We start from the raw sequence: 14,119 nt of genomic DNA, 5'->3' as shown, positions 1-14,119 counted from the left end.
TCCGTTATTAATCAATCGTCACCGATAAAATATGTCACACTTCAGCCTTTCAAAGGAATCGATCCTTAATTTCAGGTGTAGGCAGCATGCACGCTTCATCTTTACCGAACCAGCGATATCGGTTGCGAGCTACAGTGTTATATATGGCATTTCGAATAAATTTCGGTACAATAATCAACACGTACAATAATGGATAAGGGAATTTCAAACCTTTGGCCAGACGCAGCGCTGCGGTTGAACGTGTATAATATTTTCCATCCTCAATGAGTACAAAAGTATCCATGCTGTCCGTGGACAGATTGCCCTTCTCCAGCAATTTTTTCGCTACATCCGATTGGAGTGATGCAAAATGATATTTCCCCTCAGGGTCACGCTTGATAATCCACTTCGTTAATCCTTGGCAGAAATGACAGACTCCGTCCACAAGCACAATCGGGTGTCCCTGATGCTGATCCGTTTGATTTACTGTCATAATCGTGGCCTCCTCATGTGTGCTATTAGCATAACTTACCCGTTTTGAGTCATCTCGGTCGCTTTTTCACATTTTATTTAAGTAAAACGGAAAATAGAAAAAGAGCGCAGGCTCTATGCCCACGCTCGTATCTGTTTTGGCAATTACTCGGCAATTGCCTTTTCCATCCATTGGTCGTCGATCATCTGTTGGTGCAGGTCACCAGCCCACTGGTCCATGCATTTGCAAATGAAATCTTTGCGACATACCGGACAAGGTGTTTTCTGTAGACGGCTGATATTGGTCAGCTTCCATTCCGGGGAATGGGAGTAGAATACACGGCATTGTGTACCGTCTACCAATTTCATTTTAAATTCATACAATCCGTCTTCCTTGTTGCCACTAGCTAATTCTAAATTTGCAATACGCGGTCTATAAGACATGGATATCACCTGTTAATTCAAATTTGGTTCATGCATTGACACTTCTTAGTACTAAATCATATTAAAGAAATTTTAGTTCGATGTCAACTCACGCACATTTACCCACCAAATAGAATATCAAGAATGGTACCCACCTGACCCTGTTTTTTCCCTTTCAACACATCCGGATCGAATACTTCTACATATCCACAGGAAGAACAGGCGACGAAGAGATAATGATTGTGCTGAATATCAAACATTTTGCTAAGTCCTGCTCCTGACATGGATACTTCCTTAATATTGCAATCCGTACCCCTGCATTTGGTACATACAAATCGTCGTTCTATCATCTCTTCAATACTCATTGTCGTTCCCCCTTATTCGAATGTATGACTTCAAGCAAGAGTAGATTATGTAAAATAGTACGCTGTTCAACATGCAATCTCCTGCATCTCATCTGTATTATAAAATACAAAACCCTGCCGAAGGCCAGCAGGGTCTTGTACTCGAACATCAGGTATCCAAAGATACCCTGCTCTATATGTTCCCTTTACTCCTACGAGTCAGGTCTTAAACTACATTAAGTACCACATCAATATTGCCGCGTGTTGCTTTGGAGTAAGGACAGAAATCATGTGCCTTGCGTGCAAGATCCTCTGCTTGACTGTGATCCACGCCAGGCATGCTCACATCCAAACGTACAGACAGTTGGAAACCATCATCTGCCGGATCTTTGCCGATGGATACATTACTTGTGACCACCACATTCTCCAATTTCACGCCTGCTTTGCGTGCCACATTGGCAAGAGCACTTTCATAACATGCACCGTATCCCGCTGCAAAGAGCTGCTCAGGATTGGTTCCTTCACCACCGGAGCCTCCAAGTTCTTTTGGCATTTTCAGATCATGCTTGAGCACGCCATCCGAAGAAGCCACCGAACCTGTACGTCCACCTTTAACTGTCGCTGTTGCTGTATATAAAGCTTCCATTAAGAATCTCTCCTTCACCTTTAAGTTTTTTGTTGCCTACAATTCAATTTAAACTTCTGGCTCATTTTGAAACGTTGTTGCTCCTTATTCAGCTTTTACATCTTTATCTTTTTCATGCATTGGGGATGAACACAGGTAATTTATCCAGGGTTGGGTAATATACTAAGGCACAATTCACTCTCCGGTAATTTTTGTCCTCATACACAAAAGTTGCACTAGACAAAAATAATTGAAGGAGTACAATGTAAGTATCAACATAAACGTTTAGACATATGTGAAGTCGTTTAATTACGCTTTTAAGATTTTGGTTTCAATGTTCCAATTTAATCAAAGGAATGACACCGTTCCTCTTCATATAGAATATCAATACTTCAAAGTCGGGTGATTATATTATGAGTAAAAAAAATCCGTTCAACACTCCTTCAAATGAGCCATTGGCTGCGGGCATGGCCCCATCTCTCGGGGAAGCCCACAGCTCCATGAAGGTGCCTCAGAACGCTGCTTGGTGGAAAAAGTTCCTTGCTTTTGTTGGACCGGGTTACCTCGTTGCCGTTGGATATATGGATCCTGGGAACTGGGCAACGGATATTGCGGGTGGTTCACAATTCGGTTATACGTTATTGTCCGTTATTCTGATTTCGAACTTAATGGCAGTTGTGTTACAGTCTCTCGCTGGCAAGCTCGGGATTGTCACAGGACGGGATTTGGCGCAAGCCTGCCGCGAACGATTTAGCATGCCTGTTGTAATCGTGTTATGGATTTTGTGTGAGCTTGCGATTGCAGCCACCGACCTTGCCGAGGTTATTGGTTCAGCCATCGCGCTCAAGCTGCTGTTCAACATCCCCATGTTATACGGCGTCATTATTACCGCTGTCGATGTACTGGTCATTCTTTTGCTGCAAAATAAAGGCTTTCGCGCATTGGAATCCCTCGTAATTGTACTGATGGCTACCATCGCCCTCTGCTTCGGGATTGACCTGTTTCTCGCTAAACCAGATATGGGTGGCGTCATGCATGGTTTCGTACCGAATGTCGAGATTTTGCAAAATCCGGCTATGCTCTACATCGCCATCGGGATTATCGGTGCAACCGTCATGCCCCATAATCTGTATCTGCATTCTTCCATTGTGCAGACCCGTCAGATTGAACAGACGCCAAAAGGAAAAAAAGAAGCGATTCTGTATTCCACCATGGATTCAACCATCGCTTTAACGCTAGCTCTGTTCATTAATGCAGCCATCCTGATTGTGTCTGCTGCCGTGTTTCATAGTGCGGGTATGACCCAGGTGGCGGAAATTACAGATGCTTACCATCTGTTGACACCTCTGCTGGGAACCACCATCGCCAGCATCCTGTTCGGTGTAGCCCTGCTGGCTTCAGGCCAAAACTCAACACTCACCGGCACGTTGTCCGGACAGATTGTAATGGAAGGCTTCCTGAACATTCGTATTCCAGCGTGGCTTCGTCGACTGGTTACACGTCTGATCGCTATCATCCCGGCCGTCATCGTAACAGCCATTGCTGGAGAGCACGGAACAGAAGAACTGTTGATTCTTAGCCAGGTTGTGCTGTCTCTGCAGCTACCCTTTGCCGTCATTCCGCTGGTAATGTTTACGAGTGACAAAAAAAGCATGGGGGCTTTTGCCAACAAGCTGTGGCTCAAAATCATCTCCTGGATCATTGCCGGAGTTATCGTTGTCCTGAATGTGTATCTGATTATCCAGACCATTCTGTTGTTCTAGGTTAAACGGAATTACGCCGTATTTTGTCTAACTCAAAAAGGCTGATCAACTCAAGTAACGTACCCCTTGAGACGATCAGCCTTTTATATGTTAGAGCAGCAGCCTAATTATACCGAATAGATCATAAATACTGCTCTTATTTAGTTGTCTGAATTTTGAGTTACCATTAACAAAGGAAGAAGTTCCTCCAGTGATTCAATAGTCCAGTCTGGACGCTCTGCATCCGCAAGCTCCGGCTGGAATCTGCCATAACCCTGCAAAATCCGGATCGTGTGCATACCCAGCTTCTTAGCCGGAATAATATCATTATCAATCCTGTCGCCGATCATGACCGCTTCCTCAGGTTTGCATCCCGCCTGTTTCAACGCTACAGCATACAATTCAGGATCAGGCTTGGACACTCCTTCTTCAGCCGAACAGGCCAGCACATCCACATACTTGCGCAAGCCGTAGCTATCCAGCCGATTTTCCGTCCCCGGACTCTGATTGGCAATGATACCAATCTTATAGTGTTGCGACAACGTCTGGAGAACAGCGTCGGCTGACGCAAAGGGGCGCTCAAGCTCTTTGCGGAACTTCAGCTTCTCCTGTATCTGTTCCCGGTGCCCCTCATCGCTGATAAGGGTACGAATAGCCAATTTCATCGGCCATTGCTCGTAATTTCGGTAGGAGGCGGCAAATATATCTCGCACCGTCTGCATCTCCACCTGATAACCAAGCGCACAAGCTTCACGAACGAACTGACCGATAATATCATCTACCGGCTCCCATTCGTCCACGAGCGTATCCCCCACATCAAAGAACAACCATTGTATTCCACGTACATCCGGCACGCCTATTCCTCCTCGTTAGCCACAGGAAATCCATATCCCTATTTCCCAAACCATAAAAAAGAAGACCCACCATCATGCATGAGTCTCCTCAAGATTCCGTTTATTTATGATTTCAATTATAACAGGCAGCTGACACTGGATCAATCACAGGAATAGTACTAGCCACTAGCCATTCAGTAGAAACCCAACTTCCCCATTCAAGGAATATACAATACGGTCTGCTCCCATTCCCCGATAGATCCCTTTGGGGTGGCTTTGTTCCGTAATGACACACAGGGACTTGGATGTCCAGGAGCGGCAGATCTGCAAATATCGACAGGTCAGGTTTAGGCTATTTTCAAAAATAAAAACATTGCCGACACTACCTTGCGGCAAAAACCATTTCTGAGCAGCAGCTGTGTTCATGCGAATGACATGCTCCACACCGATTCTCCGGAGCCTGCGCTCTTCCCCTGCACTGTTGGTCAGAACGGCAAACGGCATTTTTTTGTACATCAGCAATTTGATAAATTTACGTCCTGCTTCATTTGGAGCAGTCACTAAGATCATCTCTTTATCCATCATTCGTTCCTCCCTTGGCGTGAAAAGACAACAAAAAAGAAGCGTGGGGGACCAAGGCCTCCCGGACGCTTCTTCAATAATCCATAGCAAAAAGACACTATGAACCAGCGTACGGCTTGTTGCCTCTCCCTTTAACGCTTACGAGGTTAGCTGACGGATTCGGGCGCGAGAGTCGCCCTATTTCCGGCTGTCACCGGAAAATTCACCCCATGGATGCCTACTGTCTTGGACAGTTCATCCTGTTGGTTCCCCCGTTTCCCACCCATGAATGAATGGAAACTCAGCGATTAAAACATCGTTCTTTTATAATCATTAATCAGAGCGATATTATCGTTTGTTTCGTTTTTCATGTAAAATTTAATTTAAATTGGAATTACGATATGAATCATACACCCGTGCCATATTGGTGTAAAGTCTGCGCAGATCACCGAATCGACGGATTTTTGCCATTTCACATCAATAATAGCGCTTACAACGTATCCATTCTCTACCCATCTCATCAAAGCTCTCTAATTCTCTCTTTAGCGAAATTCAGGTAGCAAATCAGTCACAGATCATACACGACAGCTTCAAATTGAGTTAAAAAAGCAATATTAATTTTGCATTATTTAATTGTAATCAATATAATAGAAGAAAGAAGAATATGAAATGGAGGCGATTTTCATGTCAGTCTACGACTACAAAGTAAACACCCTTCGCGGTCAGGAAGTTGAAATGTCCAACTATCGTGACAAAGTACTGCTTATCGTGAATACAGCAAGCCAATGCGGCCTCACACCTCAATTCAAAGGTCTGCAAGAGCTTCAGGATAAGTTTAAAGACTCCCCATTCGAAGTTCTTGGTTTTCCAAGCAACCAGTTTGCACAGGAAAAAGGCTCTTCTGATGATATTGCCGAGTTCTGCCAGATGAACTATCGTGTTAGCTTCCCGATGTTTGAGAAGATCGATGTGAATGGTTCAAGCGCTCACCCTCTATTCCAGCACCTTACCAAAGAAGCACCAGGCGTACTCGGCTCCAAAGCCATCAAATGGAACTTCACCAAATTCCTTGTGGATCAGAACGGACGTGTTCTGAAACGGTATGCTCCCAAAACAACACCTGATAAAATTGAAGCGGACATCAAAGAATTGCTTAAATAACAAGTAAAGGCCATCCGACCCCAGCAGACAGAATGAGCATGCATTCAGGGGAAACGGGTGACCTTTTTTTGTCTGGCCCATCTGTACTGTAAATAAAACAAAAAAAGAAGAAGCTTCCCATACGGGAAGCTTCTTCTTTATCGTTCTTATCATGCGGTCGAGAGGACTCGAACCTCCACGGGTATACACCCACTACCCCCTCAAGATAGCGTGTCTGCCATTCCACCACGACCGCATGTCGTAAATAATCGGCAACAAAATTGATTATACCCGGTTCATGTTTAAAAGTAAAGCATTTTTCTTAATATCATTTTAACTGCGCTTTTCCTTCCATAAATCGTATAATCTCGTCATTTTCTCCTACGAAGTGCATATGATTAAATTTAATCCCGTTTGTATACCCGATTAGGCCGATCACTCTACTTTATTTGTATTACCATCCTTCATATCCCTTAGTATAAAGTAACTCATAAAGTTATATAAAATAACACTAATTAGATTTAATATTCAAAAAACAAAGAAACTATTGACAAAAAGCGGATATTTATGTGAATATATATATCATATAATTCGGATTTACAAACATAAAGCGAACCAAAAAGGAGTATAAATGTTATTTAACATAACATTTAACGAACGTAGGAGGCGAAAGATTGTGAACCGTGGGAATAAGCTGCTCGATTATGTCAAACTGCTTGATTCCTCTATCCAGGTCGGAGGGTTCACCCATTCCTTCGGTATGGATGCCCATATCGCTGAAGGTACCATTCGTAGTGTTGAAGATCTCGAATCATTCATGCGCTGTCAATTGCATCCCAGCATCGTGCGTCTGGAAGGTATGGCGATTAAAGGCATATACACCGCCGCAGATCACAAGGACGCATGGCGTACAGCCCTCATCGACAAACTCGTTCATGTCCAGCGCACCCCAGTCAATCTTAGAGAACATGCCTCCATTATGGGCAAACGACTAATTAAGCTAGCTCGCGCACTACACCCCTGGATTGATTTTAGCCATCTCGAACAAACGCTGGCTAAGTATGAATCTGTTGGCTGTCTCCCCACTGTTCACGCCTGGATTAACCACCACCTCGAAATCCCTGTCGAGGAGGCGGTCCTTGGTTATCTGCATTCAGCCATGAGTGCCTGCATAACCGAAGCCTCCAAAGTGATTCCCCTTAACACCGATACAACCCAGGACCTGCTGGTTCGCCTGGCCGCAGACCTGGAGCATGAATGGGATACCGTCAGCGCCTCCGCTGCGGATGGACCGGTACAACCGACCTCATTGTCCATGAAAACGTTGTTTCCAAGCTTTCACATGCTTGGAGCAGGGCTTCACGCATACAGAGCCTAATTCCCATCCCCTTTTTCTTCACACAACCCACCCTCACACAGTAAAATATAAAAAAACACGCCGCAACCTCATTGCTGGCGTGTTTTTTATGTCATTTATTTTGTCTATTTAACGCATTTACGCCATTTAACATATTAAAATACACTTATTTCCGTCTTTTTTAATTGTTAGATGACGCAAATGCGTATATAATAAAACATACAGCTCGCATATCTATATATTTTACACCAAGAATAACCAGCTGAACACTACATTCCAACGAGGGGTGAACCCTTTTGAACAAAAAGAAACCTGTGACTCCTTTCGGATGGGCCATTAAACGACGACTAACCGAACTCCAGGTCGACCAAAAGACATTTTGTGAACAGTATGGCATTCCGCCATATCGTCTGTCCAATCTCATTCACGGTACCCGCAAAGCAACCCGGTTCAGGAACCAGGTCGCAGACATCTTGGAAATTCCAGATGATTTAAGATAAGATTTCTGCCAAGGAGGAGCTCATTTCATGAGATACTTAATATCCGATCTGGAGAGATTATCGTTCCAGTCCATTCAACACCAACTTATCATCGTCGATCACAACTGGATCATTCGAAGCTGCAACACCGCTTGGCAACATGGACTTGGGCAACTGCTTCCCAAACAGAGCGTAACAAGCCCCTCCAGAACAGCACCTGAACCGCCTCATTACCTTCATCTTGTAGAGGGGTGGACATTACGCGAGGAGAAAGCAAAAAATGCGAAGATTGTTCAGGAGTTGAAAAGTATCACTGCACCTTTTAAAGACAGTTATACATACGATATCTCCGTTCAAACTGCTCACAGCGAACAGCGATGGTTCCGTATGGAACTCACCCCATTGATTCAGGCCGACCCATCCCTGCTGTCTGATCTTGCACTGATTGCACACACGGATGTTACCGAACAGAAACAGACAGAACGCCAATTGAAGAAGGCTCTGTCTGAAGTGCGCACTTTGCGTGGACTGCTTCCCATCTGCGCTGTCTGCAAACAGATTAAGGATGAACAGGACAGCTGGAACTCTGTTGAAAGTTATTTGGAGAAGCACACCCATGCCGAATTCACTCATGATATCTGCCCGGATTGCATCCGAAGACTATATCCGAAGTACTCCAACATTCTGGACAAGCGCTCCTGAACTCATCCTACGCCATGAACCTTAGCTACACAGACAGATGGTGCTCAAACTGCGACATATCCAGCTCTCGCGGTTTTCCTTGCAGTGCAATTGCCCCTTTGTCCATTACATAGATATAATCTGCAGCACCGCGTACAAAATCAATGCTTTGCTCCACCAGCAAGATGGAGATCTCATCCTTTTCCTTAATTTGCAAAATGACCTGCCGGATGTCCTCTACGATGGAAGGCTGAATACCTTCTGTCGGTTCATCCAGAAGCAATAATCCCGGCCGAGAAGCCAGCGCGCGGGCAAATGCCAACTGCTGTTGCTGCCCACCACTCAAATCACCACCCTGCCGCCCATACATCGTGGCAAGCACCGGAAACATCGCTAGCACATCCTCTGGGAACGTCTTCACCCCTGCAGCACTCGTCTCCAGACCCAGCAACAGATTTTCTTTTACCGTAAGCTGCGGGAATATTTCCCGCCCCTGCGGCACATATCCAATCCCCGACCTGGCCCGTTTGGCCGGATCGTGGGTGGATAATTCCTGACCTTTCCACTGAATACTTCCCTTGCGCGTTTTAAGAAGCCCCATCAACGTCTTCATCAAGGTGGTTTTCCCTACACCATTACGCCCCATCAGGCATACTACCTGACCTGGCTCGACATCCAGATTCACACCGCGCAGCACATTACTTTCCCCATAGCCGGACTCAATTCGTTGCAGCGACAGCATGGTCATCCCTCCTTTTGCCCAGGTACACTTCAGCCACTCTCGGATCTTCCTGCACTTCCGCCATCGTACCTTCCTTAAGAAGTTTGCCTTCATGCATCACCGTCACTTTGGCTGCATACTCGCGGACGAATTCCATATCATGCTCCACTACCACAACAGACCTTTCTCGCGCAATCTCCTGCAGTAGGCGACCCGTCTTGTGTGTTTCTTCGTCCGTCATCCCCGCTGCCGGTTCATCCAGCAGCAATACACGGGGTTCCTGCAGCAGTAGCATGCCAATCTCAAGCCACTGCTTTTCCCCATGTGATAGAGCACCTGCACGTGCGTCCACACGGTCCTGCAGACCAACCTGGAGCGTAATCTGCTCCATTGCCGGACTTATTTTTGAATACCGTTGAATACCCAGAGCCTGTAAAGGAGAACGACGAGTCTCCGCAGCCAGCGTCAGGTTCTCCTGCACGGTCAGACCAGCAAAGATCGATGGAGCCTGGAACTTGCGCCCTACCCCTTTTCGAGCAATCTGGTGCTCCTTCAGACGTGTCAGATCCGTACCATCCGCCATCTTCACTGTACCGGACAAGGGCTTGGTTTTGCCGCAAATCACATCCAGCATCGTTGTTTTTCCAGCACCATTGGGGCCGATCAGAAAATGCAGATCATGTTCATGCAGCTTCAGATCCATACCTTTGACCGCAACAAAACCGCCAAATGCCACCGTGATTTCCTCGGCGACCAGAACTACCGGAACGTCAGTAGACTTTTGGTTTTTCCTGACTGACTGGAACATGCACAACCTCTCCTCTCCGTTTCAGCAAGCGCACCACATGACGATATACACCAACAAGTCCATTCGGCATGAACAAGACCACTGTTACAAAGAGCCCACCAATGACAAACAACCAACCTTCCGGATAAGCTTCACTGATGCCCGTTTTGGCTGCGTTCAGTACCACAGCTCCGATTACCGCACCAATCAGCGTCCCACGCCCGCCCAAGGCAACCCATAATACCATTTCAATTGATGGCACGATTCCCATCATGGAAGGTGAGATGATCCCTACCTGGAGCACAAATAACATACCTGCGATTCCCGCCAACGCTCCGGAAAGGGCGAAAGCCAGCGTCTTGAACCCTGCCGGGTCATAGCCAAGAAAGCGAACCCGATTCTCCCCATCCCGCGCAGCTTCAAGCACCTGACCAAACCTGCTGTTCACAACCCGGCGACAAAGCAGGTAGGCGAGCACCAGAACAGCAAGCGTTATATAGTAGAGAGCAATCGTTGTCCCTGCCGAATGAAGGGTAAAACCAAAGATCGCGTTATATCCCGTTATACCATTGGTCCCCCCCGTCCATTCCTGTTTGCCCACAAATAACGTTACGGTAATGAGGACTAACGCTTGGGTCAGGATTGTAAAATACACACCGGTGATCCGGTTACGGAATGTGAACCACCCCAGGGTAAAGGCCAGCAATGCCGGAAGGGCAATGCCCAGCAATAGCGCCACTGGGAATGACCTGAACGGCTCCCAGAACCACGGCAGACCACTAAGACCACTCCATCCCATAAAGTCTGGAAGTGTTGTACCGCTGGCTTGCAGCTTCAGATACATCGCCATGGCGTACCCACCAAGTCCGAAGAATACACCATGGCCCAGACTAAGCACCCCTCCATATCCCCAGATCAAATCCAGACCGATCGCCAGAATGGCCAGTGCCAGGAATTTCGCCAATAGACTAAGCCGGAATTCCGTGGAAATGAGTGGAGCCAGACACATCATGATCAGGACAACCGCCCAGATGATCTTCATTTTCAGACTACCCGTCTTGAGAAGTGCCGACATCATATAACCCCCTTCTTCGCATTAATCCAGACTCCGAGTCCGTATGGCAACGAGCCCACGCGGCTTCCATTGCAGAAAAGCTACTATACAGACAAATACCAGCACCTTACCGATAGAGGCTGAGGTATACGTTTCAAATAACGTATTGAACATGCCAATTCCAAGCGCACCACACACGGTTCCCACCAGTTTCCCCACACCGCCCAGTACAACCACCATGAACGCATCTACGATATAATACGTCCCCAGCGAAGGGCCAATCGGTCCAATGAGTGTCAATGCACATCCAGCGATGCCGGCAATGCCCGAACCAATCGCAAAGGTCATGCCATCCACCCGTCTGGTGGAAATCCCGAGACAGCCCGCCATGCTTCGATTTTGCATCACGGCCCTCATCCGTCTCCCGGAAGAAGTCCGATAGATGTACAGATACATGCACAGCAGTACAACAGAAACCAGCGCGATAATGAAAAGACGTTTATACGGAAACACAATACCATCCGCGATGGTCAGACCTCCGTTGAGCCAAGCCGGACTGGATACCCCTACATTTGGCGCCCCAAATATCGTTCGGGCCAATTGTTGCAGCATCATACCTACGCCCCATGTAGCAAGCAGACTGTCGAGCGGCCTCCCATACAGATGCCTGATCAGCACCACTTCCAGCAACCAGCCTATAAAAGCCGCCACACCAAAGGCGATAGGCAGAGCCACAATAAAGTAGACATCGAACCACGCTTGCGGAGCATACGAAATGAACAGGTTTTGCGTCACATATGTAGCGTAAGCGCCGATCATGATCAATTCACCATGAGCCATGTTAATGACATTCATCAATCCAAATGTAACCGCGAGTCCCAATGCAATTAGCAGCAAGATGGAGCTGATGCTTAACCCATTGAACATTTGCAGGACAAACATATCCATCGCCTTTCCCTCCTCATGCTGTGAACATCTGAAATTTTATACAAGACATCAATTTGCGTTTCGCATCAACGCTTTACCGTGATGTTGTAAGAGGGTGTGTTGTCTCACCCTCGTCTGTTATTCAGCAGTTCTGACGTGAGATGCCCATGCTATTTGGTACTAAGGGAAGCGCCCCAATCGTACGTTTTCAGATACGGATCAGGTTTGACGGGTGCTCCGGAGTTCCACAATTCCTTGAACTGTCCATCTTCCTGCACTTCACCAATCCGCACCGTTTTGTAGATATGCTGGTTCTCTCCATCCACCGTCACTTTTCCTTCCGGCGCATCGAATTCCAGACCTTTGGCTGCCTCCTTCACTTTTTCAACATCAGTTGATCCTGCTTTTTCCACGGCTGCTTTCCACAGATAAACGGCCACATATCCCGCTTCAATCGGATCGGCCGTCACCCGGTCAGCTCCATATTTTTCTTTATATTTCTCTACAAATGTTTTATTTTCAGGTGTATCTGTCGTTTGATAATAGTTCCACGAAGCCAAATGCCCTTTCAGCACATCCGCACCAATCCCCCGAATTTCTTCCTCCGCCACACTCACTGACAGAGTTGTCAACTGTTCCGAAGAGATCCCGGCATCCTTTAATTGTTTGAAAAAGGCGACATTGCTGTCTCCATTCAGCGTGTTGTATACAATATCCGGCTTGGCAGCCTTGATTTTGCTGATAATCGTACTGTAATCCGTATGTCCCAGCGGTGTATATTCTTCGCCTACGACTTCGCCACCCTCAGCTGCAAGCTGAGCTTTGATGACCTGATTGGCCGTTTTTGGGAAAACATAATCGGAACCAAGCAGATAAAACTTCTTTCCCCTATTCTCCAGTAACCAGGTTACGGACGGTACGATCTGTTGATTTGTCGTGGCTCCTGTATAAAAAATGTTGGGGGATGATTCCAATCCTTCATATTGCACCGGGTAAAACAAGAGACCCTTGTTCTGCTCAAACACTGGCAGCATCGCTTTCCTACTCGCAGAGGTCCATCCGCCGAATACAGCGGCTACTTTATCCTGCTGCAGCAACTTTCCTGCTTTCTCAGCAAATGTAGGCCAATCGGAAGCTCCGTCCTCAACCACTGGCTCGATCTGTTTACCCAGAACTCCGCCCGCTGCATTGATCTCTTCAATGGCAAGCATCTCCGCATCCTTAACCGACACTTCACTGATTGCCATCGTTCCACTTAGGGAGTGAAGAACACCTACCTTAATCGGTTCTCCGGACGAAGTTGATTCTCCCGCCCCACCAGAGCCCGATGCCTCCGGCGGCGTTCCACCCTCCACACATCCTGTCAACGCAATGACTGCACCGAGCAAAACACTCCATAACTTGACCGTCCTCTTCTTCAATAGCCTACACTCCCTTTTTTTAGTCTATTGACGAACATTAAGGTCATATATGTCCGAAATGTTCGTTGATCCAAATTATGGAGGGTCACACTCACCGTGTCAATAATGCTTACACAATTTTATTTTATGCATACTCATTTCATGCATGCTGCTAATATAATTGGAACCATATTGACAAAGGGTCCACCCTGTGTGAGTATATTTAACATATAACATGATCCATGACGACATAGACTATCAAGGGAAAGGTCGGATTACCTTGCACTGGACTGAGCAGGAAAAAGAAAAACTCCTGATTACCGTGGCTGCTAACCTCGCCCGCGAACGCAGAGGACGTGGACTTAAACTGAATGTTCCTGAAGCTATCGCATTGTTGACCTCCGAACTCATGGAACGTGCACGCGATGGGATGAGTGTTGCAGAGTTGATGAGATACGGCGGCACGATCCTGACACGCGAAGACTGCATGGAAGGTGTATCCGATATGATTCCTGAGGTACAGGTGGAAGCCACTTTTCCTGACGGAACAAAACTGGTCACTGTCCACGAACCTATACGCTGAGAAAGGCAGGAG

At 46.7% G+C, this 14,119-nt stretch carries 17 protein-coding genes, 1 tRNA gene, 1 pseudogene and 1 riboswitch; of the genes and pseudogenes, 6 read left to right on the top strand and 13 right to left on the bottom strand.

Annotated elements, in window-relative coordinates; all coding sequences use genetic code 11:
• Positions 1-49: 49 nt before the first annotated feature.
• The 4 genes from BLV50_RS13395 to BLV50_RS13380 all read right to left on the bottom strand — a co-directional run bounded on the left by BLV50_RS13395 (position 50) and on the right by BLV50_RS13380 (position 1,863).
• The gene (locus tag BLV50_RS13395; RefSeq protein WP_063564420.1) at positions 50-472 is read right to left on the bottom strand and encodes a thiol-disulfide oxidoreductase DCC family protein; all 423 of its coding nucleotides are present in this window, start codon (positions 470-472) and stop codon (positions 50-52) included.
• 143 nt (positions 473-615) lie between these two features.
• Entirely contained in the window at positions 616-894 is a 279-nt protein-coding gene (locus tag BLV50_RS13390) for a hypothetical protein (protein WP_024629327.1), read from the bottom strand.
• 98 nt (positions 895-992) lie between these two features.
• Positions 993-1,238 (bottom strand): zinc ribbon domain-containing protein, encoded by a 246-nt coding sequence (locus BLV50_RS13385; RefSeq protein ID WP_024629326.1) that lies wholly within the window; start codon positions 1,236-1,238, stop codon positions 993-995.
• Positions 1,239-1,443: 205 nt separating this feature from the next.
• On the bottom strand, positions 1,444-1,863 hold the full coding sequence (locus BLV50_RS13380) for an organic hydroperoxide resistance protein (protein WP_063564421.1): 420 nt from the start codon (positions 1,861-1,863) through the stop codon (positions 1,444-1,446).
• A gap of 446 nt (positions 1,864-2,309) precedes the next feature.
• On the opposite strand from BLV50_RS13380, the gene BLV50_RS13375 reads away from it, so the two are divergent.
• Positions 2,310-3,605 (top strand): Nramp family divalent metal transporter, encoded by a 1,296-nt coding sequence (locus BLV50_RS13375; protein WP_063564630.1) that lies wholly within the window; start codon positions 2,310-2,312, stop codon positions 3,603-3,605.
• Positions 3,606-3,745: 140 nt separating this feature from the next.
• Here BLV50_RS13375 and BLV50_RS13370 read toward each other — a convergent pair whose 3' ends face one another.
• Both BLV50_RS13370 and BLV50_RS13365 read right to left on the bottom strand, forming a co-directional pair.
• Entirely contained in the window at positions 3,746-4,438 is a 693-nt protein-coding gene (locus BLV50_RS13370; RefSeq protein ID WP_161490571.1) for an HAD family hydrolase, read from the bottom strand.
• 165 nt (positions 4,439-4,603) lie between these two features.
• Positions 4,604-4,999, bottom strand: a complete 396-nt coding sequence (locus tag BLV50_RS13365) for an HAD family hydrolase (protein WP_024629322.1) — start codon at positions 4,997-4,999, stop codon at positions 4,604-4,606.
• A gap of 120 nt (positions 5,000-5,119) precedes the next feature.
• A riboswitch (cyclic di-AMP (ydaO/yuaA leader) is annotated at positions 5,120-5,295 on the bottom strand.
• A gap of 367 nt (positions 5,296-5,662) precedes the next feature.
• Here BLV50_RS13365 and BLV50_RS13360 point away from each other — a divergent pair.
• The gene (locus BLV50_RS13360; RefSeq protein WP_090808167.1) at positions 5,663-6,139 is read left to right on the top strand and encodes a glutathione peroxidase; all 477 of its coding nucleotides are present in this window, start codon (positions 5,663-5,665) and stop codon (positions 6,137-6,139) included.
• On the opposite strand, the pseudogene BLV50_RS33790 reads toward BLV50_RS13360, so the two are convergent.
• Positions 6,118-6,183: pseudogene (locus BLV50_RS33790) on the bottom strand (hypothetical protein); the annotation flags it as partial. The gene BLV50_RS13360 and the pseudogene BLV50_RS33790 sit on opposite strands and share 22 nt — an antisense overlap.
• 108 nt (positions 6,184-6,291) lie before the next feature.
• Positions 6,292-6,374 (bottom strand) — tRNA-Leu (locus BLV50_RS13355).
• Positions 6,375-6,794: 420 nt separating this feature from the next.
• On the opposite strand from BLV50_RS13355, the gene BLV50_RS13350 reads away from it, so the two are divergent.
• The 3 genes from BLV50_RS13350 (at position 6,795) to BLV50_RS13340 (ending at position 8,656) form a co-directional block, all read left to right on the top strand.
• Positions 6,795-7,496 carry an urease accessory protein UreF gene (locus BLV50_RS13350; RefSeq protein ID WP_072734289.1) on the top strand — a complete coding sequence of 234 codons (702 nt, stop codon included), beginning with the start codon at positions 6,795-6,797 and terminating at the stop codon, positions 7,494-7,496.
• A 275-nt stretch (positions 7,497-7,771) separates the two neighbouring features.
• Positions 7,772-7,975, top strand: coding sequence for a hypothetical protein (locus tag BLV50_RS13345; protein ID WP_063564423.1), 204 nt, complete (start codon positions 7,772-7,774; stop codon positions 7,973-7,975).
• Positions 7,976-8,002: 27 nt separating this feature from the next.
• Positions 8,003-8,656 carry a nitrogen regulation protein NR(II) gene (locus BLV50_RS13340; protein WP_063564424.1) on the top strand — a complete coding sequence of 218 codons (654 nt, stop codon included), beginning with the start codon at positions 8,003-8,005 and terminating at the stop codon, positions 8,654-8,656.
• A 25-nt stretch (positions 8,657-8,681) separates the two neighbouring features.
• On the opposite strand, the gene urtE is transcribed toward BLV50_RS13340, so the two are convergent.
• The 5 genes from urtE to urtA all read right to left on the bottom strand — a co-directional run bounded on the left by urtE (position 8,682) and on the right by urtA (position 13,545).
• Positions 8,682-9,377, bottom strand: coding sequence for an urea ABC transporter ATP-binding subunit UrtE (gene urtE, locus BLV50_RS13335; RefSeq protein ID WP_090808163.1), 696 nt, complete (start codon positions 9,375-9,377; stop codon positions 8,682-8,684).
• Complete coding sequence (urtD, locus tag BLV50_RS13330) at positions 9,355-10,164, bottom strand: urea ABC transporter ATP-binding protein UrtD (RefSeq protein WP_072734291.1); 810 nt, start codon at positions 10,162-10,164, stop codon at positions 9,355-9,357. The genes urtE and urtD overlap by 23 nt, the downstream gene beginning before the upstream one ends.
• Positions 10,127-11,221 carry an urea ABC transporter permease subunit UrtC gene (gene urtC / locus BLV50_RS13325; protein ID WP_090808161.1) on the bottom strand — a complete coding sequence of 365 codons (1,095 nt, stop codon included), beginning with the start codon at positions 11,219-11,221 and terminating at the stop codon, positions 10,127-10,129. The genes urtD and urtC overlap by 38 nt, the downstream gene beginning before the upstream one ends.
• An 18-nt stretch (positions 11,222-11,239) precedes the next feature.
• Positions 11,240-12,145, bottom strand: coding sequence for an urea ABC transporter permease subunit UrtB (gene urtB, locus BLV50_RS13320; RefSeq protein ID WP_090808159.1), 906 nt, complete (start codon positions 12,143-12,145; stop codon positions 11,240-11,242).
• A gap of 149 nt (positions 12,146-12,294) precedes the next feature.
• Positions 12,295-13,545, bottom strand: coding sequence for an urea ABC transporter substrate-binding protein (gene urtA, locus BLV50_RS13315; protein ID WP_064640007.1), 1,251 nt, complete (start codon positions 13,543-13,545; stop codon positions 12,295-12,297).
• Between the two features lie 214 nt (positions 13,546-13,759).
• Here urtA and BLV50_RS13310 point away from each other — a divergent pair, with 214 nt between their 5' ends.
• Entirely contained in the window at positions 13,760-14,107 is a 348-nt protein-coding gene (locus BLV50_RS13310) for an urease subunit gamma (protein WP_371129247.1), read from the top strand.
• The last annotated feature ends 12 nt before the right edge of the window (positions 14,108-14,119 follow it).

Source organism: Paenibacillus sp. 276b (assembly GCF_900107875.1).
In the GTDB taxonomy this organism is placed as follows: domain Bacteria; phylum Bacillota; class Bacilli; order Paenibacillales; family Paenibacillaceae; genus Paenibacillus; species Paenibacillus marchantiae.
Note: the sequence above shows the minus strand (reverse complement) of the source record. Positions and strands in the feature narration are given on the sequence as shown.